Genomic DNA, 18266 nt, shown 5'->3' with positions numbered 1-18266 from the left:
TCACCTTAGCGTGGTCACACCAGCAATCGACAGGAGCACCATGACGTCCCAAGAGCTCGCCACAGAAGCATCTTTTCCGGGTGTCCCGGCTGCTTCATCCATGCCCCACTGGTACCCCACACTGCTTAGCACTGTGGCTCAGGAGGTCCGCGTGGGCAGGACCCGGGCTGTGGCGGCGGCCAACAGCGAGCTGTTGAACTCGTACTGGAGCATCGGCCGGCAGCTTGCGGAACGTGAATCCGAGCAAGGCTGGGGCGCCAAGGTTGTTACCCGCTTGTCTGCCGACATCCGCACGCGGTTTCCGGAAGCAAAGGGCTTCTCCCCCAGAAACCTGCGGTACATGAAGAGCTTTGCCCAGGCTTGGCCGGACTTCCCAATGTTGCAAGCGCCGCTTGCAACATTGCCCTGGTACCACCAGATCGCACTGCTGGAAAAGCTCGACGACGCCGCCACGCGCCTTTGGTACGCTGCGGCGGCTGCCCAACACGGATGGTCCCGCAACGTGCTGACGCACCAGATTTCAACGCGCCTGCACGAGCGATCAGGCCAAGCCATCACCAACTTTGCCTCCACCATGGTTCCTGCAGATTCGGATCTGGCGCAGCAGGCAACCAAGGACCCCTACGTCTTCGACTTTTTGTCCATGACTGACCGGCACACTGAACGGGACTTGGAGCTGCAGTTGGTGAAACATGTGGAGAAATTCCTGTTGGAGCTGGGCCAAGGCTTTGCCTTCGTGGGCGAACAGGTCCGGCTGGAGATTGCCGGCGACGAATTCTTCGCTGACCTGCTCTTCTATCACCTGAAGTTGCGTTGCTACATGGTGATCGAGTTGAAGGCCGTGAAGTTCGAGCCCGGCTTCCTGGGTCAGCTTGGCATGTACATGGCAGCCGTGGATGATCTCATGGCGCATCCTGACGACAAACCCACCATCGGACTGCTGTTGTGCAAGGAGAAGAACAGCGTGGTGGCAGAGTATGCACTGCGTGGATTCAACGCTCCCGTGGGCATTGCGGAGTGGAAAACCTCCCTTGCTGACTCCTTGCCCGACGAACTGGTGGCGAGCCTGCCGAGCATCGAGACCCTGGAGGCCGAGCTGGCGAGTGAAGCTGCACGGCTGCAGGGCTGACTTCGGGTAGGGCGGCTTAGAGGTTGTCCTTGAACCACGCCAGGGTGTCGTTCCACGCTGCCGTTGCCTGGGCCTCCACGTAGCGTTCACTGGTGTCGTTGTGGAAGGCATGGTCCACTCCGGGGTACACCTTGAGCTGGTGCTTGACGCTGGTCTTGTCCAGCGCTTCTTGGAGTTGCGGCATGGCTCCGGTGATGCGTGCGTCGTTCTCGGCATAGACACCGAACACGGCCGGCTTGATGGTGGGCACTTTGGCCAGGTCCGGCGCGGGACCATAGAAGGCTGACGTGGCCTTGAGCCCGCCGATTTCCGTGGACGCCTGCCAGGTGATGCCGCCGCCGAAGCAGAAACCGATCATGGCGATCCTGCCCTCTTCTACAAATTCCTGGCCGTTGAGGTACTCGAAAGCGGCTTTGAAATCATCCACGTGACGTTGGGCCCCTGCCTGCGTCAGCGCGCCCGGGACAGCATCCGGATCCATGTTGGCCGTGCCGCCCTCCCTGCTGAGGAGGTCCAGCGCCAATGCGGCGTAGCCTTCCTTGGCGAAGCGCCGGGCGACGTCCTGAATGTGCGGCGTCAGCCCGCGGTTCTCGTGGCAGATCAGCACGCCGGGCCCCTTCTGCCCACCCTCGGGCCTGGCAAGGTAGCCGCTGATTTCCGTTCCACCGGAGTCGAAGGTGATGGTTGCTGTTCTCAGTCCAGCTGCGCCTTCCGGGACAGACAAGGGACTCTTGGCGTTGGGAACTACGGTTGTGGCGTTCCCAGACGTTGCCGCCGTCCCTTGCGAGACCACGGAGGACGAGGGCGAAGGCATGGGCATTGGGTCCGTGGTTCTGGGAACCTCCTCGGGAGTGCAGCCCACCAAGGTCATGGCCCCAGCGGCCGCGGTCATGCTTCCCATAATGAACGCCACCCGCCGGGTGAACGTCGTGTGCGACATTTCCCCCGAGCGGAAGTCATCGTAGAACTCTTCGATCAAATACTTCTCGAACTTTTCCAGCTGCACCATGGTGAACCTTTCCAGACGATGTGATGATCCTCTCCTGATGTGAAGACGCGGGCAAGGGTGGGAGGCTCAACGCCGTTGCCGGGCAAGGGTCCAATAATGTCAGTGCCCCCTGCGAGACTGGGATCATGAAGCAGATCCGGGAAAAGCAAGCGCAGACGACGACGTCCGTTGCGCCTTGGGCCGCATCCCGGAGCGTGGCTCAGTGCGGCACCGTAAGTAGTGATTTGATCGAGCAGTTGCGGGTGCTGGAGGAGATGAAATCGGCCATCACGGCTTTGCAGGCGCGGGTTGCTGTGGCTTTTGATCTGGCCCAGCGTGCTGAGCAGGCTGATGCCGGTGTGCCTGCCTCGGAGCGTGGTCAGGGGGTGGGTGCTCAGGTGGCGTTGGCGCGCCGAGAGTCCCCGAATCGTGGCTCGAGGTTGTTGGGGTTTGCGAAGGCTCTTGTCACGGAGATGCCACACACGTTGGCGGCGTTGAATTCGGGGTTGTTGAATGAGTGGCGGGCCACGCTTCTGGTGAGAGAAACAGCGTGCTTGAGTGCTGAGGACCGGGCTGCTGTGGACGAGGAGCTCGCCCCGGATGCCGGGACCTTTGAGGGGAAGGGTGATCGGGCGATCGTTGCGGCGGCTAAGGCTGCCGCGTACCGTCGTGATCCGCGGTCGGTGGCGGGTCGTGCGAGCCGTGCTGCTGCGGAGCGGACCGTGAGTCTGCGTCCTGCGCCGGACACCATGACGTACCTGACCGCCCTGCTTCCCGTGGCCCAAGGCGTTGCGGTGTACGCGGCGTTGACACGGGCGGCTGATTCGGCGCGTTCCACCGGGGAGGCAAATCCTGGCGGGGTTGTCCGGACCCGTGGCCAAGTCATGGCGGACACTTTGGTCCAACGGGTCACCGGTACACCGGGTGGGTTCGCGGGGATCAACCTGGACCTGGTCATGACCGACCGCACCCTGTTCCAAGGCGACAGTGAACCAGCGCGGTTGCAAGGCTACGGAATCGTCCCGGCGGAATGGGCAAGGGAGCTAGTCGCCCGGGGCCCGGGCGGCAGCTCACGTCGGATGCTCGGTTCCGGACGGTCAGCGGGGGCGGCCCAGTCAGCGGGCGCAACGCAGGAAGCCCAGTTAGCGGGGGCGGCCCAAGCAACACGGGACCCGGAGTTCGATGTTTGGCTTCGCCGGCTCTACACGGCGCCGGCTACGGGAGAACTCCTTGCTACCGATTCCAAGGCCAGGCTCTTCACGGGCCGGTTGCGGCGTTTCATTGAAATCCGCGACGATACCTGCCGCACGCCCTACTGCGACGCGCCCATCCGGCACATTGACCATGTGGTTCCGTGGCGTTCCGGCGGCAAAACGAACCTTGGGAACAGTGCCGGGTTATGCGAAGCCTGCAACCACACCAAAGAAAACCCCGGGTGGAGCAGCAGAGAGGTTCACGCCGATGTGAATACCTTGGAAATCAGCACCCCAACCGGCCACACCTACCATTCAAAAGCACCGCCCCTGCCAGGGCATTCGTCGTCTAGAACGTGATCAGACACAAAAAAGGCGGACAGCGACTGCTCGCTGTCCGCCTTCCAAAGACGTCTGCTTAGAACTCCCAGTCCTCATCCTCGGTGTTGACAGCCTTGCCAATCACGTAGGAGGAGCCCGAGCCGGAGAAGAAGTCGTGGTTCTCGTCCGCATTCGGGGACAGGGCCGACAGGATGGCCGGGTTCACGTCGGTGACGGAAGCCGGGAACATGGCCTCGTAGCCGAGGTTCATGAGGGCCTTGTTGGCGTTGTAGTGCAGGAACTTCTTAACGTCCTCGGCCAGGCCGACTCCGTCGTAGAGGTCGTGCGTGTACTGGACTTCGTTTTCGTACAGCTCGAAGAGGAGTTCGAACGTGTAGTCCTTGATTTCCTGCTTGCGGGCCTCGGAAACCTTCTCCAGGCCCTTCTGGAACTTGTAGCCGATGTAGTAACCGTGCACGGCCTCATCACGGATGATGAGGCGGATAAGGTCAGCGGTGTTCGTGAGCTTGGCTCGCGAAGACCAATACATGGGCAGGTAGAAGCCCGAGTAGAACAGGAAGCTCTCCAGCAGCGTGGAGGCAACCTTGCGCTTCAGGGGATCGTCGCCCTGGTAGTAGTCCATGACAATCTGCGCCTTCTTCTGCAGGTTCTCGTTCTCGAGGGACCAGCGGAAAGCGTCGTCAATCTCCTTGGTGGAGCACAGGGTGGAGAAGATGGACGAGTAGGACTTGGCGTGCACCGACTCCATGAAGGCGATGTTGGTGTACACGGCTTCTTCGTGCGGAGTGATCGCATCCGGAATCAGCGAAACAGCGCCCACGGTGCCCTGGATCGTGTCCAAGAGCGTGAGCCCCGTGAAAACGCGCATGGTGAGCTGCTGCTCGTCCGGCGTCAGGGTGTGCCACGACTGGACGTCGTTGGACAGCGGCACCTTCTCCGGGAGCCAGAAGTTGTTGACCAACCGGTTCCAGACTTCCACGTCCTTGTCGTCCTGGATCTTGTTCCAGTTGATGGCCTCGACGTGTGTCAGCAGCTTGACCTTTTCGGTCATTTCATCCCCTTTAAGCGATGGTTTTTCTTGAGATAAGCCTACGACGGCGGGTGGTGGCCCGCCGTCGTAATCTTTAGTTTTGGATGCGGCCAAGGCCACAACTAATCAACCGGTAAGGGTTGACTAAAGCATGCAGCTAACGCAGCCTTCCACCTCAGTGCCCTCCAGCGCGAGCTGGCGGAGACGGATGTAGTAGAGGGTCTTGATGCCCTTGCGCCATGCGTAGATCTGCGCCTTGTTGATGTCACGCGTGGTGGCGGTGTCCTTGAAGAACAGTGTCAGGGACAGGCCCTGGTCCACGTGCTGCGTGGCAGCAGCGTAGGTGTCAATGATCTTCTCGTAGCCGATTTCGTAGGCATCCTGGTAGTACTCCAGGTTGTCGTTGGTCAGGTACGGAGCCGGGTAGTAAACGCGGCCGATCTTGCCTTCCTTGCGGATTTCAATCTTGGCGGCCACCGGGTGGATGGAGGACGTGGAGTTGTTGATGTAGCTGATGGAACCGGTAGGCGGCACGGCCTGCAGGTTCTGGTTGTAGATACCGTGCTCCATGACCGAAGCCTTCAGCTCGCGCCAATCATCCTGGGTGGGGATGTGGTGGCCGGCGAACAGTTCCTTGACGCGGTCCGTTTCCGGAACCCATTCCTGCTCGGTGTACTTGTCGAAGAATTCACCGGATGCGTAAGTGGACTTCTCGAAGCCGCCGAACTTCTGGCCGGTCTCAATAGCGAGACGGTTGGAGGCGCGCAGAGCGTGGAACAGCACCGTGTAGAAGTAGATGTTGGTGAAGTCCAGGCCCTCTTCGGAACCGTAGTGGACGTGCTCGCGGGCAAGGTATCCGTGGAGGTTCATCTGGCCGAGGCCGATCGCGTGGCTCTGGGCGTTACCCTGCGCGATGGACGGCACGGAGTTGATGTAGGACATATCGGACACGGCGCTGAGGGCGCGGATGGAGGTCTCAATGGAGCGACCGAAGTCCGGGGAATCCATGGTTTTGGCGATGTTCATGGAACCGAGGTTGCAGGAGATGTCCTTGCCCACGGTCTCGTAGCTGAGGTCCTCGGCGTAGATGGACGGTGAGGAAACCTGCAGGATCTCCGAGCACAGGTTGCTCATGGTGATCTTGCCGTCGATCGGGTTGGCCCGATTCACGGTGTCCTCGAACATGATGTACGGGTAGCCGGACTCGAACTGGATCTCCGCGAGGGTCTGGAAGAACTCGCGGGCGCTGATCTTGGTCTTCTTGATCCGGGAATCGTCAACCATCTCGTAGTACTTCTCGGTCACCGAAATATCGGAGAACGGAACACCGTAAACCTTCTCCACGTCGTACGGGGAGAAGAGGTACATGTCCTCGTTCTTCTTGGCGAGCTCAAACGTGATGTCCGGAACCACAACACCCAAGGAGAGGGTTTTGATACGGATCTTCTCATCAGCGTTCTCGCGCTTGGTGTCCAGGAAGCGGTGGATGTCCGGGTGGTGGGCGTGCAGGTAGACGGCACCTGCACCCTGGCGGGCACCGAGCTGATTGGCGTAGGAGAAGCTGTCTTCGAGAAGCTTCATCACGGGAATGACGCCGGAGGACTGGTTTTCGATCTGCTTGATCGGAGCACCGTGCTCGCGGATGTTGGTGAGCGAGAGAGCCACACCGCCGCCACGCTTGGAAAGCTGAAGCGCGGAGTTGATGGCGCGGGCGATCGACTCCATGTTGTCTTCGATACGGAGCAGGAAGCAGGAGACGAGCTCGCCGCGCTGTGCCTTGCCGGCATTGAGGAACGTGGGGGTAGCCGGCTGGAAGCGGCCGTCGATGATTTCATCGACGAGGCGGTTCGCCAGGTCTTCGTCGCCGCGTGCCAGGTGCAGGGCAACCATGCAGACGCGGTCTTCGTAGCGCTCCAGGAAACGCTTGCCGTCAAAAGTCTTCAGCGTGTAGGACGTGTAGAACTTGAAAGCGCCGAGGAAGGTCTCAAAGCGGAACTTCTTCTTGTACGCGCGGTTGAAGAGGTCGCGGATGAAATTCATCGTGTACTGGTCAAGGGTTTCGCGCTCGTAGTACTGGTTCTTCACCAGGTAGTCGAGCTTCTCTTCCAGGTCATGGAAGAACACCGTGTTGTTGTTCACGTGCTGCAGGAAGTACTGGTGGGCAGCTTCGCGGTCAGCTTCGAACTGGATCTCGCCGTTGGGGCCATACAGGTTCAGCATGGCGTTGAGCTCGTGATAACCCAAGCCCTTGAAAGCCTCAGGCAGCGGCTTCTTGACCGTGTCCACAGCGCCCCCGGTTACTTCTGTTTCTGCGACAGTTGTGTCCAAAACTTTTCCAGCCCTTCGTTGACCCGCTGAACGTCTTCCGGCGTTCCCATGAGTTCAAATTTGTAAAGATGCGGCACCTTGCACTTGACGGAGATGATGTCCCCCGCCGCGCAGTAGTTGTCCGCGAAATTGGTGTTTCCTGCTCCGATAACACCGCGGATCAGTTCCCTGTTCCTGGGATCGTTAAGAAATCTGATGACCTGCTTCGGCACGGAACCTTCGCCGTTTGTCCCGCCGTAAGTGGGCAGTACAAGGACAAAGGGTTCGAGGGCTCTCAGCGGAGCATCCTGGGCATATAGCGGGATGCGTGCAGCATCCGTACCCAGTTTTTGGACGAATCGTTTGGTGTTCTCGGAGGTCGAGGAAAAGTAGATGAGGTGACTCCTCGTGGTCACAGCTTCCGCAGCATCGCGTACGGGTGCCGCTGCCAGCGGTGCCATGGGAGTCACCTCCACTACATAGGAATTCTTAGTGTGCTGTGGTGGCGAAGTTTGAATGAAACTTAGGCCACGGAGGAAACGGCCTGGGCCAGTTCCTCGATCTTGTCCGGGCGGAAGCCAGACCAGTGGTCCTGCTCGGTTACGACAACCGGCGCCTGCATGTAACCCAGCGCCTTGAGACGCTCGAGGGCCTCGGCATCCTGCGAGATATCCACGCTCTGGTAGGCAATGCCCTTTTTGTCCAGTGCCCGGTAGGTTGCGTTGCACTGAACACAGGCCGGCTTCGTGTAAACCGTTACGGTCATGATCCCTGTCCCCTTAGTTGAAGTCTGTCGCTCTTCGTATCTGGCGGGCTCAACCGGAACTAACTACTGAATCCGATACCGGCCCGCGGGCTGCCGTGACAGCCAACACGCTCTGATTTTGTCTTGTGCTGGTTTCCCGCTCAATCCGTAAATCGATACTACATGTAGTGCAAGAGAAGAACTGGAACCCCAAGATGATGTATTACAAGTATGTCATTCAATCCACCGCTCGTCCACAGGCAAGGGCTCTCAAAATGTCCGCGATTCCGCCGAATTGAGAGATGTCATCCACACCCTGTGGACTACTTAGCCACATTTAATCTCCAGCGTGTCGCCCGGATACGGCGTGTCGTGACACTTTGAAAATGTGGCGTGGCGAACAGCTAAAATCGGCTGATGGTCAACCTTCTCCATCTCCGCACCTTGATGGAGGTCACCCGGCTGGGATCCTTCGCCGCCGCTGCCGCCCAGCTCGGTTACACAGCCTCGGCAGTCTCCCAACAGATGGCAGCGCTGGAACGCGATACCGGCGTCGAACTCTTCCAAAGGTCAGCACGCAGCGTTATTCCAACGGAGGCCGCGATGACCATGACCCGGCACGCGTCCAAGGTACTGACCGACGTCGAGGCTCTCATGGCAGCAGCCTCGAGGACCAACGACTCCCCCGCGCAGGAACTGCGGCTGGGTATCTTCCCCAGCCTGGCTACCTACGTGCTGCCGGAGATTTTGCGGAACCAAAGGTGGAACGGGCTGGGCATTGAGTTGCGCGTCTCCGTGGCCGAACCGGCGCAGACCATTCAAGGCCTGCGCAGCGGCGGCGAACTGGATGTGGCGCTGGTCTATCAGGTGGGTCAATCCGGCCTGGCATGGCCACATTCACTGGAGCGACAGTGGATTGGCGACGACGACTTCCGGGTAGTGCTGCCTGCGTCCTGGAAAATCCGGGAAGACGCCGAGATTGAAGCCGCACACCTCTCGGACATGCCATGGATCGTCCACCACCCCGGCACCAGTGATGCCCTGGTGATCGAACGCCTCTTCGCCAGCTGCAACCTCCACCCCCGCGTGGTGGCATACAGCGACGACTTCCATGCGAGCTTGGAAATGACCGCCGCCGGCCTGGGTGCCTCGCTGGTACCGGAACTGGCGCTGCGGAACCGACCGCCCGGCGTCGTGGTCCTTGACGTTCCGGACATCCGGCTGGCGCGGAATGTGTTCGCCTTGCTCATCAATGAAAAGCGCACAGCCCAAGTGCAGTTGTTCACACAGTTGCTTGCGGACACCCTCCGGGACACCTCGGGAAAGAGCGGGCTCCACCCCCTGAAATCCGCTCCTGTCAAGGGCCGGAACCTCAAAAGGTGAATTGGTGCGAAGTGCTGGAACCCGCCCGTTGTTGGGGTTAGATTGATCACATGGGCAAGGTAGCGAGCAAACATTTCGGGGAGATCGAGCTCAACCACGGGCGTGAACATTGCTTCGTCGCAAGACACGAACTCGGCGGCAACCAGCTGGAGCTGGACCTCAACGTCACCGCGCACGACCACTTCGACGAGGCGGCCATGCGCAAGGTGGACTACAGATTGCGCTTCCTGCCCGAGCTCGTGGATCAAGTCAGGGAAATGATCGCCGACGAACTGGACCAGGACGGCACCAACCCCCAACAATTCCTGCACTTCCACAGCTCCCAGCTAAAAGAAGAGCAACTCGAGTCCGTCTTCGGCGTCACCGACAAAGGCCAGCTCACCAACGACATCTTCCTCAAAGCCCTCAAACTCGGCCACGTTGCCATCTACCCGGGCCAGCCGGAGCGGTACTTCGTGCTGGACTTCACCCTCGGTTCACACTTCACGGACGAGCTGCTGGTGGCGGCCGCCGACGAAGACGGCGTGGTGGACGACGAAATCCTGTGGGAGTAGCCCCCTTCCTGAATTTGGCTAAGTTCACCACGGCCGGTCCACGCCCGGGGCTTTGTCCGGCCCCCGCAGGTACTCGCCACGCTCCTGGCCCTCGGAACGACCACGCTGGGCTTGTTGCGCACTCTCTTCAAGCCGCTGAAGCTGCTCCTGGTTGGGGGCTGATGGGGTGTCTTGGGTAGGTGCGGAAGGGTCCTCGGTTGGCGACTTACCCGCAGAGATCTTGCCATTGAGACGGTCTTGAGCCGCGTCCAGGCTCTCACCCTCACCAGCTGAGTTTGCCGGCCCGGCCGCATGGCATTGCTGCGGAGCACTTTCCACTGCGGCCTTGGCTTCCTTGAACAATTGGACCGCAGCATCCGGTTCCCCGACCCCGTCACCCAATTTCTCTATGCTCAACACCAGGTTCACGCGCACCCTGCATTCATCAACGCCCGCCCCCGCCGCCAACGCCGACTCAAAGTCCTTCCGTGCAGAAGCGAAGTCACCAGCCATAACGTGGGCGTCGCCCGAGGCGAAGAGTCCCTTATGGGGTTCCAGAAGGTTGGCCACTTGCAGCCACGACGCCGCATTGGCCACCCCCTCCTGTTCGCCGGCGTCGAAGGACTGCCCGGCCGAAGCGCCCAGCACACCAACACTCAAGAGCTTCGCGGCGACGGCGAGCGCCAGGAGCGCAGGTGGCGCTGACCAGAGCGCGAGCCGGCGTCGCCGTCGTCGTGAGTTGTCCTGGTTCATGGGGCGGGCTCCTTCCGCATGGCAGGCCGAAGGGATCGTAGGGCGGTGAAGTGCCGCAAGGGTTCCTGGATTGCCAGGAGGAACGCGGCCAGGGCGAGCAGCCAGTACAGTTCCACACGGCCCGGAGCGTCAGGGGTTATTGCGCCCATGGCACCGGGGCGGGCTTGGCTCAGCATTTCCGAGGTTGGCTCGGTGCCTGTCCTGTGGGTGTAAGGGACGTGGAGTTGGTCTGCGATAGAGCGCAACTGGCCTTCATCGATCCGTGAGACGGCGTCCTGCGGGGTATCGGAGGTTTTGTCCCTCACATAACCGGCGTCGGCTTTGGAGGTTTCCTTCATCCGGCCGCCTTGCCCGCTTCCGTAGCCGAGTACCGCTCCCCCGGCCACATTGCCGGCGTCCATGGGAGCCGGCGCTTCTGTACTGGTGTTTTCACCGTCGCCGGCGTAGAAGACCAGAGCGGGGCGACCGGGGTGTTGCTGCTTGGCGGCTTCGAGCCTTTCTTTCAGGAGTTGCGCCGCTCCGGTCACGCTGCTTCCTTTGGCGTACCTGCTGTTTTGGGGTTGCAGGGTAGCCATGGCGGTTTGTAGTGCTGTTGCATCCTGTGTCAGGGGCATGCGGACGGTGGCTTTGTTGTCGAAAGTGATAAGCGAAAATTTGGCTCCGGCGAGTTCTTTGGCGATGGCCATGACGTCCTGTTGGACTCCTGATAGCCGGGGGCTGGTTCCGTTGTAGTCTTCCGCGGCCATGCTGGTGCTGGTGTCAACCACGAAGAACACGTCCAGGTCCGTTGTGCCGGTTTGGGTTTGCCCGCCATCCCAGCCGGGCCGCAGAGCTGCAAGGAGTAGAAGTGCGACGGCGGCACTCCGCAACGCTGCCGGCTGCCAGGTTCGCTTCGGCCGGCTTCGTCCACGGTGAGCGAGGGTCCATGCGGTGAAGCCCAGCAAGGTGACGAAGCTCAGGGCCAGCAGGGGCCAGGGGATGATGGGTGCGAAGGTCATGGTTCCAGCCGCCATCCCAGCAGCAGCATGCCTGTACCGGCAAGCAAGGCGACTCCCAATGGCCAGTCCGGGGCGTCAGCAATCGCTACCCGGGGCGCTGCACGGTAGCTGGCGGCTTCAGTCTCCTGCACTTTCCGGACGATGCCCGGCACGGCGTCCGGGCTATCCAAGGTGAAGTAGCTGCCACCGGTTTGTTCAGCTGCTGCCTTGAGCAGGCCTCCGGGCTGCTCGGGTTGCCCGCCATAGTCCATGTCTCCGGGGTTGAGCGCGTGGACCTTTACTTTTTTGTCGGCGGCCACGGCTGCGGCTTCCTCCAAGGTAAAGATGGGTTCACCGGAGAGGAAGTTGTCCGTGGCCAGAACCACGGACCGCGAGCGCTCCCCTGCCTCGGTGCCGGGGAAGCTCTGCACGCAGGATGCCAGCCCGTCACCTATGAGGGAGGAGCCTTCTCCGTTCCAGGTGCCGTCAAAGAAGGACCCTGTACCGCTGTCCAAGGCTTCCTTGGCTTGGGTGAGCTGTTGGGCGGCGAATTGGTAGTCGTCGGTGAGCGGGAAGAGTTGGACGCTGCTGCTGTCGAAGATGACCATCCCGATTCTTTCACCGTCGAATTCCTTGGCCAGGTCTTCGAATACTGCTGCGATGGCGGCGTCTGTGCTGGTCATGGACCCGGACACGTCAAGGCACAGCACAATGTCCCTGTTCCTGATTTCCGGTTGTTCTGTTGTGCGGTGGACGGGTCTCGCCGCGGCCGTGACGGTGGCAGCGAGGAACACCGCGCCCAACACCACTGCGAGCGCCAGGCGTGTGCGGTGCCGGCGTAGGGCCTGCTGGTATTCAGGGAGACCGGTGAGCCGTTCACCGTGGGCGATGGGTCTGGTCTTTGAGGAACGACGACGGCCATACAGCCAGGCGGTGAAGGTCACCGCTGCTGCGGCCAAGGGAAGTATCCACCAGTAGCTCAGTTCCATGCGCGCACCACCTCTCGCGCGGCTTCTGCTGAATGCCTGACGGAGTGAACCGGCACGGATGCGAATTCGTTGGGATAGATTCCGGCTATACCTGATGCCAGGTCTTTGAATTCGTGGCGGTGGAGGTCTTCGAGGGTCATGGAGGTCATGGGCAGGCCGGTGGCTGCTCCGGCGAACTCGCGCACGAGCAAGCTCAGCTTTTGGTGGGCGTCGCGCTCGGGCAAGCGGCCGGCGTCGGCGTCCGTTGCTGTGGCGTCGATTGCAGCCAGGCAAGCGGTTCGAAGTGACTCAAGGTTAGGAAAACGTGGGGCCGGAGCACCCGGGTGGGCTGGAGCCTTCTGGCGGCCGGACAGGAGGATCCACGCGTACCAGGCTCCAATGAGGAACACCAGTACGATTCCAAGCCATAACCAGTGCGGTTGATACTGCAGAGGTGAATAGAAGCCTGCGTCATCCTGCACGGGTACCGCCCCTGCCGGAGGTCTTTGCCGTGAAAGCCCGTGAGCGGTGCTTTTCGAGGAGTGCGAAGACTGAGGTCAGGACGTCTTCACTGCCGGTTGTTTGTTCCTCTGCAATCCCGAGCCGGTAGAACACTTCCCGCCGCTGCCTCTCGCGTTCCAGTGTTGCCGCAGCGTAGGCGGCACGAACCTTCGCGTTTATGGCCAGGGAAAAGGGAATTCCTTGCCCCGTGCCTACATCGGTGCTCTCGGCCATAAGGCTCCCTGACCCTTCAATGGGTTCGGCGTCGGGCCCGGCAGCGAGTCGGGCGTCACGCACGGTCAACCACAGTACTTCGTGCCGGCCGCGCAGCCTGCGCATCAAAGTCTCCGTACGGGTATCGGGCAGGAACTCATCCGCAACGGCGACAATGAGCAAACGGCCCTTCAAGTACCTCAACACGTAATCCAACTGTTCGGCGATCCCACTGGCCGGCGCCTCCAGGGATGCGCTCGCATCCACTTCGCGGAGCAGCCTTTCCAGATGCTCTTCGCCGCTGCTGGGCGGGAGGTACTTGGACGCAGTGGCGTTCCCGTGCAGGAGACCGACGTCGTCACCGTGACGGGAAGCCAGGTAACCCAGCACTCCGGCTGCATGGACGGCAATGTCCTTCTTGGGCTCCCCGGACAATGCTTGCGCGGCCATGTTCCTGCCCGTATCCACCAACAGGAGGACGGAGTGGCGGCGAACTGCCACGTAGCGCTTGACCAGTGGTGACCCGTGGCGGGCAGTGGCCTTCCAGTCGATGTCCCGGACCTCGTCGCCAGGGACATACGCGCGCAGTTCATCGAAGTCCAGGCTGCGGCCTTTGAAAACCGAACCGTATTCGCCGTCCAGTAGGGTCAGTGTCCGGCGGTGGGCGAAGATGAACATCTTCGATTTAACGCGGCGGAGGAGGCTGGGCACGTGCCGGCCCCGCTACGGCGTCTGAACGGATGCCAACACGGCATCGATCACGGTTTCTACGGAAATTTCCTCAACCACAGCATCGAATCCGAGGATGATGCGGTGACGAAGGATCCGATGCGCGAGGTTTTTGACGTCCTCAGGAATGACGTGGTCACGCCCCTTGAGCAGGGCCATGGCGCGTGCTGCCTGGCTGAACGCTATGCTCGCCCGCGGGCTGGCCCCGAATTCCACCACGTTGGCCAGCCGGGGCTCCAGATACTGTGAAGCATTGCGGGTGACATACGCGAGCCCCACTATGTAGCGAACGATCGCCGGATCTATATATACCCTGCGAACCAATTCCTGAACCTGCATCACAGCGTCAAGGGAGGCAGCGGCCGGAGGCTTCTGTTCCGCACTGAATACTCCGGAGTCAATCCGCCGGATGACTTCGGCTTCCTCCGCAGGGCTCGGATAGTCAAGAACGTCCTTGAGCATGAACCTGTCCATCTGTGCTTCCGGAAGACGATACGTCCCTTCCTGCTCGATGGGGTTCTGTGTGGCGAGCACCAGGAAGGGCTGCGGCAAAGGATAGGACTCGCCGCCGATGGAGGTCTGACGTTCCTGCATCGCTTCGAGCATGGCACTCTGCGTCTTGGCACTTGATCGGTTGATCTCGTCCAACAGGACAATGTTGGCGTGAACCGGTCCCAGTTGCGTGACGAAAGTACCTTTGGCGGCGTCGAAAATCTGCGTACCCGCGATGTCGCTGGGCAGCAGGTCCGGTGTGCACTGTATCCGGCGGAATTCTGCACTCACCGACTCAGCTATGGCCTGAGCCGCTGTTGTCTTGGCCAGGCCGGGCACGCTTTCCAACAGCACATGGCCCCCGGTCAACAAGCCGATAACCAACGTCTCACGCAGCCTCGCCTGGCCCACCACTTTATTTTCGAAGCTGCGGACGATGCTGCCCACGAGTTGCTGGGCACGCGCCATATCCGGGGCATCGATTCCGGCCATGGCTGTGATCTGTTGCACTCGTGGTCCCCTCGCTGGCGTTGATGTCAAACGGCCACTCTATCCAAGCCTTCCTGGATCCACCCCGCAATGGGGACCCCTCCCCATGTGGACTCCGGAGGTCTATCCTTTTGCCATGCATCAGCTACCAGCCGCCTATCAGAACTACCTCGCTTCCCAGGACCAGCACGTCATTGACGCCGTACGGCCGGTCCTGCTCCAATCCGCAGCGGACCAACGGCACGGAGTCCGGATTGTTTACAACACAGGGTCCACGGGCCACCAAGCCCACCTGGACGAATCAATACCTTACGGCGAAATCATCGAGGACATCGACTGAAAAACAGCTAGCCCTTCATAGCGCCGGAGAGGGCGAATGAGTTTCCCATGCCACGGAATACCAGCGCGTAAAGCACCAGCACAGGAACCGAATAGAGAATGGAGAACGCCGCCAGCTGGCCATAAGCAATAGCGCCGTGCTGGCCGAAGAAACTGAAGATGGACACCGCGGCCGGCTGCTTGCCGGTGGACAGCAACAGGATGAAAGGGACGAAGAAGTTCCCCCATGCCTGGATGAAAACGAAGATAAACACCACTCCCAGGCCCTGCCTCATCAGCGGCAACACAACGCGCCTCAGTGCTACAAGGCTCGATGCCCCGTCCACCCACGCTGCTTCCTCCAATTCAAGAGGCACCGAATCCATGAAGTTCTTGGTCATCCAAATCGCCATGGGCAAAGTGGTGGTGGCCATGAAAAAGATTGTGGCCGCCATGGAATCCAGAAACTGCAGCTGAACAAACAGACCGTAGACAGGCACCATGATGGCCGTCACCGGCAACGACGTTCCAAACAGCACCGTATACAAGAACGGCTTATTGAACCGGGACTGGTACCTGGACAACGGATACGCGGCGAGAACAGCAGCAACGACATTGACCACGGCAGTACCCGCTGACAACAGGAAACTGTTGGCCAAAGGCCGGAACAACAACTCTGGAGTCATCACAGCACGGAAATTCTCAACCGATGGCGCCACCGGAACTTTGGTCTGGTAACCGGCATGCGGATCGAAGGCTGCCAACAGCAACCACAGCAACGGCGCAACAAAGCACACACCGATTACCGCCAAAGCGATGTCCGCACCCGGTTTGGCCCTGGTGATCATGCCCGTTGCTCCCGTAGCAGCCGGACGTACACCACACCGAAAACCATGCCCAGGAGAATCAGTACGGAAGCAACAGCGGTGCCGTAGCCGATGTCACCGAACTTGAAGGCCTCCTGATACGCCAATACGGGCAACGTGGTGCTGGCATTGGCAGGACCGCCTGCAGTCATCACCCAGATCAGGGTAAACACGGCTAACGTCTGAAGCGTGATCAGCATCAGGTTGGTGGCTATGCTGCTCCGTATCAGCGGAAGCGTGATGAAGGCGAGCCGTTGCCAGCCTCGGGCGCCATCCATAAGTGCCGCTTCTGCCACATCGCGGGGAACATCGGCCAACGCTGCCCTGTAGACCAACATGGAGAAAGCAGTCCCCCGCCACGTGTTCGCCAGAACGATTGCCACCAAGGGAAACGAGTACAACCAATCCGGTCCCTCGCCTCCAAAGGAACCCAGCACTTGGTTGAGCGTTCCGTCCCTGTTGAAGTAGGCATACGCGGCAAACGCTGCCACAATCTCAGGAAGCACCCAAGCAGCCACCACGGCGGTTCCTACCCACGATGCCGTTGCCCTGCGCGATCGCGTCATCAGCAAGGCAATGCCCAAGCCCAACACGTTCTGTCCCACCACGGCGGACGCGGCAACGAACACCACCGTAAGCCACGCCGCCAACGGGAAGGAGTCATCGCTGAACATCCGAACATAGTTCTCCGCACCCACCCACTGCGGATCCCTCGCAGCCTTCCCCGACAACGCGGCGTCCGTAAACGATGCGTAAAAGGACCACAGCACTGGAGCCAGCAGGAATACCAGGAGCAGAAGAACAGACGGAACTACCGGGAGCAGCCGCAGGAAGCGGCGAATTCTCATTTCTCCAGGACCTTGTCCTCACCTACCAGCTTACGGACGGTGGCATCGTATTCAGCCGCTGCGTCCTCAGGACTTTGCTTACCCGTGATGACCGACTCAGTAGCTACTTGGACGGCAGTGGAAATCCGGGGGTAATCGGCGGTCGCAGGCCGGTAGTGCGTCACTTTCACCAAGTCCGATACATCCTTCACAAACGGGTTGGCTGCCAAGTAATCAGGCTCGGAGGCAACGTCGGTCCGCACGGCGATCTGGGAATTGCTGACGTTGTAGGCAAGGGCATTCTTCTTGTTCAGCACGGTGGTAAGGAAGCTAAAGGCAAGCTCAGGGTTCTTGCTCTTGGCCCCCACAGCCAAGGTCCAACCGCCGGACATGCTCACGCCGCCGGGATCCTGCCCCTTCTGTGTAGGGAACATCGCTACGCCCATGTCCTGCTCATAGCCGGCCCACTCATAGGTGCCGCCTTTCTGCCAGAACGACGGCGAATAGGAACCTTCCACGGTTGCGCCAAGTTTGCCTTGCGGGAACCACTCGCCAAAAACCTTCTTCCAGACGTTGGCGTCCAGCGCTTCGGCGGGACTCACGGCGAGTTTCTCGTCATACAGAGTCTTCAGGAATGCCAAGGAGTCGGTGAATCCCTGGGAACCCACTACCCATTTCTTTTCACCCGGGTCATACAAACTGCTGTCCGTGCCATACAGCAGCTCGTAAAAGCCCTGCATGACAGTCCCTTCGCCGGTGCCCTTACCTGCATACATATTGAAGGGGATGACATTGGGATCTGCGGCCTTCATTGCGCGGGCAGCGCTCAGAATCTCGTCCCAGGTTTTCGGCTGCCAAGGCACCGCAATTCCAGCCTTCTGCAGGACAGCCTTGTTGTACCAGATTGCCCGGGTATCGGTGCCCAACGGAACCGCATAGATACCGCCATCGTCCGCACGGCCGGCCTCCTTGGCTGCTTCGTTGAACTCCGACCAGTCATCCCATTTCTCAAGATAACCGTCCAACTTGAGCAGGTAGCCGGCGTCGACGTCGGAACGCACCTTGAAAGTGTCCTCATAGAAGACATCCGGTGCCGTGTCACCCGACCGCTGAGCCAAGGCCAGCTTGGTCCCATAATCGTCGTCATCGGCCTGGATGGGCTGGAGGTCCACTGTCACTCCGGTGTTGGAGGCTTCGAATTCTTTCTTTGCGTCCTGCATGGCCTCGTCCAAGGCCGTGAACGAATTGGTCTTCTGATAAACGATCTTCAGGGATTTGCCCGCCGCAGATTCAGGCGTTGAAGAACAAGACGTCGCTGCCGCAAGTACGGCAGCGACTGAAACAAGGGCGGCGGCGAACTTCACCTGTGCTTTTATCACTGGGCGGCGCATGTTGCTCCATTCAGTCGAACGTGGCTGCAGCCCCCATGCTTCACCGTGACACACCTGCGACGTGGCCGAGCCTTGTGGATATTTACTTGTCC

The 18266-nt window shown here is 60.4% G+C and carries 19 protein-coding genes; 5 read left to right on the top strand and 14 right to left on the bottom strand.

Annotation, left to right across the window (positions count from 1 at the left end; translation table 11 throughout):
- Positions 1–40: 40 nt before the first annotated feature.
- Positions 41–1129 (top strand): PDDEXK nuclease domain-containing protein, encoded by a 1089-nt coding sequence (locus BACI9J_RS08675; RefSeq protein WP_159734010.1) that lies wholly within the window; start codon positions 41–43, stop codon positions 1127–1129.
- A gap of 16 nt (positions 1130–1145) precedes the next feature.
- Here BACI9J_RS08675 and BACI9J_RS08670 read toward each other — a convergent pair whose 3' ends face one another.
- Positions 1146–2138 carry a dienelactone hydrolase family protein gene (locus BACI9J_RS08670; RefSeq protein ID WP_159734009.1) on the bottom strand — a complete coding sequence of 331 codons (993 nt, stop codon included), beginning with the start codon at positions 2136–2138 and terminating at the stop codon, positions 1146–1148.
- 125 nt (positions 2139–2263) lie between these two features.
- On the opposite strand from BACI9J_RS08670, the gene BACI9J_RS08665 reads away from it, so the two are divergent.
- Positions 2264–3670: an HNH endonuclease gene (locus BACI9J_RS08665; RefSeq protein WP_159734008.1), complete on the top strand. Its 1407-nt coding sequence runs from the start codon at positions 2264–2266 to the stop codon at positions 3668–3670.
- A gap of 58 nt (positions 3671–3728) precedes the next feature.
- Here BACI9J_RS08665 and nrdF read toward each other — a convergent pair whose 3' ends face one another.
- The 4 genes from nrdF to nrdH form a co-directional block, all read right to left on the bottom strand.
- Positions 3729–4703, bottom strand: a complete 975-nt coding sequence (gene nrdF, locus BACI9J_RS08660; RefSeq protein ID WP_011775019.1) for a class 1b ribonucleoside-diphosphate reductase subunit beta — start codon at positions 4701–4703, stop codon at positions 3729–3731.
- 123 nt (positions 4704–4826) lie between these two features.
- Positions 4827–6968, bottom strand: coding sequence for a class 1b ribonucleoside-diphosphate reductase subunit alpha (nrdE, locus tag BACI9J_RS08655; RefSeq protein ID WP_268891990.1), 2142 nt, complete (start codon positions 6966–6968; stop codon positions 4827–4829).
- An 11-nt stretch (positions 6969–6979) separates the two neighbouring features.
- Entirely contained in the window at positions 6980–7450 is a 471-nt protein-coding gene (gene nrdI, locus BACI9J_RS08650; RefSeq protein WP_159734007.1) for a class Ib ribonucleoside-diphosphate reductase assembly flavoprotein NrdI, read from the bottom strand.
- A 62-nt stretch (positions 7451–7512) separates the two neighbouring features.
- Positions 7513–7755, bottom strand: coding sequence for a glutaredoxin-like protein NrdH (gene nrdH / locus BACI9J_RS08645; protein ID WP_011775022.1), 243 nt, complete (start codon positions 7753–7755; stop codon positions 7513–7515).
- 396 nt (positions 7756–8151) lie between these two features.
- On the opposite strand from nrdH, the gene BACI9J_RS08640 reads away from it, so the two are divergent.
- Positions 8152–9117 carry a LysR family transcriptional regulator gene (locus BACI9J_RS08640; protein ID WP_159734006.1) on the top strand — a complete coding sequence of 322 codons (966 nt, stop codon included), beginning with the start codon at positions 8152–8154 and terminating at the stop codon, positions 9115–9117.
- Positions 9118–9167: 50 nt separating this feature from the next.
- On the top strand, positions 9168–9671 hold the full coding sequence (locus tag BACI9J_RS08635) for a DUF2004 domain-containing protein (protein WP_159734005.1): 504 nt from the start codon (positions 9168–9170) through the stop codon (positions 9669–9671).
- A 24-nt stretch (positions 9672–9695) separates the two neighbouring features.
- On the opposite strand, the gene BACI9J_RS08630 is transcribed toward BACI9J_RS08635, so the two are convergent.
- The 6 genes from BACI9J_RS08630 to BACI9J_RS08605 are packed head-to-tail and all read right to left on the bottom strand — an operon-like array spanning position 9696 to position 14793.
- Positions 9696–10403, bottom strand: a complete 708-nt coding sequence (locus BACI9J_RS08630) for a hypothetical protein (protein ID WP_159734004.1) — start codon at positions 10401–10403, stop codon at positions 9696–9698.
- Positions 10400–11416: a vWA domain-containing protein gene (locus BACI9J_RS08625; RefSeq protein ID WP_159734003.1), complete on the bottom strand. Its 1017-nt coding sequence runs from the start codon at positions 11414–11416 to the stop codon at positions 10400–10402. Before BACI9J_RS08625 ends, BACI9J_RS08630 begins: the two co-directional genes overlap by 4 nt.
- A complete protein-coding gene (locus BACI9J_RS08620; protein WP_159734002.1) occupies positions 11398–12369 on the bottom strand; it encodes a vWA domain-containing protein in 972 nt (323 codons plus the stop codon). Before BACI9J_RS08620 ends, BACI9J_RS08625 begins: the two co-directional genes overlap by 19 nt.
- Positions 12360–12830 (bottom strand): hypothetical protein, encoded by a 471-nt coding sequence (locus BACI9J_RS08615; RefSeq protein WP_159734001.1) that lies wholly within the window; start codon positions 12828–12830, stop codon positions 12360–12362. The genes BACI9J_RS08620 and BACI9J_RS08615 overlap by 10 nt, the downstream gene beginning before the upstream one ends.
- Complete coding sequence (locus BACI9J_RS08610; RefSeq protein WP_159734000.1) at positions 12820–13773, bottom strand: DUF58 domain-containing protein; 954 nt, start codon at positions 13771–13773, stop codon at positions 12820–12822. The genes BACI9J_RS08615 and BACI9J_RS08610 overlap by 11 nt, the downstream gene beginning before the upstream one ends.
- Positions 13774–13785: 12 nt before the next feature.
- The gene (locus BACI9J_RS08605) at positions 13786–14793 is read right to left on the bottom strand and encodes an AAA family ATPase (protein ID WP_159733999.1); all 1008 of its coding nucleotides are present in this window, start codon (positions 14791–14793) and stop codon (positions 13786–13788) included.
- 115 nt (positions 14794–14908) lie between these two features.
- On the opposite strand from BACI9J_RS08605, the gene BACI9J_RS08600 reads away from it, so the two are divergent.
- On the top strand, positions 14909–15112 hold the full coding sequence (locus tag BACI9J_RS08600) for a hypothetical protein (RefSeq protein ID WP_442858638.1): 204 nt from the start codon (positions 14909–14911) through the stop codon (positions 15110–15112).
- 7 nt (positions 15113–15119) lie between these two features.
- Here BACI9J_RS08600 and BACI9J_RS08595 read toward each other — a convergent pair whose 3' ends face one another.
- Genes BACI9J_RS08595 through BACI9J_RS08585 form a run of 3 tightly spaced genes read right to left on the bottom strand, consistent with a single transcriptional unit; the run spans position 15120 to position 18159 of the window.
- Positions 15120–15938 carry a carbohydrate ABC transporter permease gene (locus tag BACI9J_RS08595; protein WP_159733997.1) on the bottom strand — a complete coding sequence of 273 codons (819 nt, stop codon included), beginning with the start codon at positions 15936–15938 and terminating at the stop codon, positions 15120–15122.
- Positions 15935–16804, bottom strand: coding sequence for a carbohydrate ABC transporter permease (locus tag BACI9J_RS08590; protein WP_159733996.1), 870 nt, complete (start codon positions 16802–16804; stop codon positions 15935–15937). The genes BACI9J_RS08595 and BACI9J_RS08590 overlap by 4 nt, the downstream gene beginning before the upstream one ends.
- Complete coding sequence (locus BACI9J_RS08585) at positions 16801–18159, bottom strand: extracellular solute-binding protein (RefSeq protein ID WP_442858658.1); 1359 nt, start codon at positions 18157–18159, stop codon at positions 16801–16803. The genes BACI9J_RS08590 and BACI9J_RS08585 overlap by 4 nt, the downstream gene beginning before the upstream one ends.
- Positions 18160–18266: the final 107 nt, after the last annotated feature.

The organism is Arthrobacter sp. 9V, from assembly GCF_902506065.1.
In the GTDB taxonomy this organism is placed as follows: Bacteria; Actinomycetota; Actinomycetes; order Actinomycetales; family Micrococcaceae; genus Arthrobacter.
The sequence above is the reverse complement of the archived record's forward strand: the minus strand, read 5'-3'. Positions and strand labels throughout refer to the sequence as shown.

Coding starts and splice junctions, on each gene's coding strand:
- BACI9J_RS08675 (WP_159734010.1), top strand. CDS start 41: ATGACGTCCCAAGAGCTCGCCACAGAAGCATCTTTTCCGGGTGTCCCG.
- BACI9J_RS08670 (WP_159734009.1), bottom strand. CDS start 2,138: ATGGTGCAGCTGGAAAAGTTCGAGAAGTATTTGATCGAAGAGTTCTAC.
- BACI9J_RS08665 (WP_159734008.1), top strand. CDS start 2,264: ATGAAGCAGATCCGGGAAAAGCAAGCGCAGACGACGACGTCCGTTGCG.
- nrdF (WP_011775019.1), bottom strand. CDS start 4,703: ATGACCGAAAAGGTCAAGCTGCTGACACACGTCGAGGCCATCAACTGG.
- nrdI (WP_159734007.1), bottom strand. CDS start 7,450: ATGGCACCGCTGGCAGCGGCACCCGTACGCGATGCTGCGGAAGCTGTG.
- nrdH (WP_011775022.1), bottom strand. CDS start 7,755: ATGACCGTAACGGTTTACACGAAGCCGGCCTGTGTTCAGTGCAACGCA.
- BACI9J_RS08640 (WP_159734006.1), top strand. CDS start 8,152: ATGGTCAACCTTCTCCATCTCCGCACCTTGATGGAGGTCACCCGGCTG.
- BACI9J_RS08635 (WP_159734005.1), top strand. CDS start 9,168: ATGGGCAAGGTAGCGAGCAAACATTTCGGGGAGATCGAGCTCAACCAC.
- BACI9J_RS08630 (WP_159734004.1), bottom strand. CDS start 10,403: ATGAACCAGGACAACTCACGACGACGGCGACGCCGGCTCGCGCTCTGG.
- BACI9J_RS08625 (WP_159734003.1), bottom strand. CDS start 11,416: ATGGCGGCTGGAACCATGACCTTCGCACCCATCATCCCCTGGCCCCTG.
- BACI9J_RS08620 (WP_159734002.1), bottom strand. CDS start 12,369: ATGGAACTGAGCTACTGGTGGATACTTCCCTTGGCCGCAGCAGCGGTG.
- BACI9J_RS08600 (WP_442858638.1), top strand. CDS start 14,909: ATGCATCAGCTACCAGCCGCCTATCAGAACTACCTCGCTTCCCAGGAC.
- BACI9J_RS08595 (WP_159733997.1), bottom strand. CDS start 15,938: ATGATCACCAGGGCCAAACCGGGTGCGGACATCGCTTTGGCGGTAATC.
- BACI9J_RS08590 (WP_159733996.1), bottom strand. CDS start 16,804: ATGAGAATTCGCCGCTTCCTGCGGCTGCTCCCGGTAGTTCCGTCTGTT.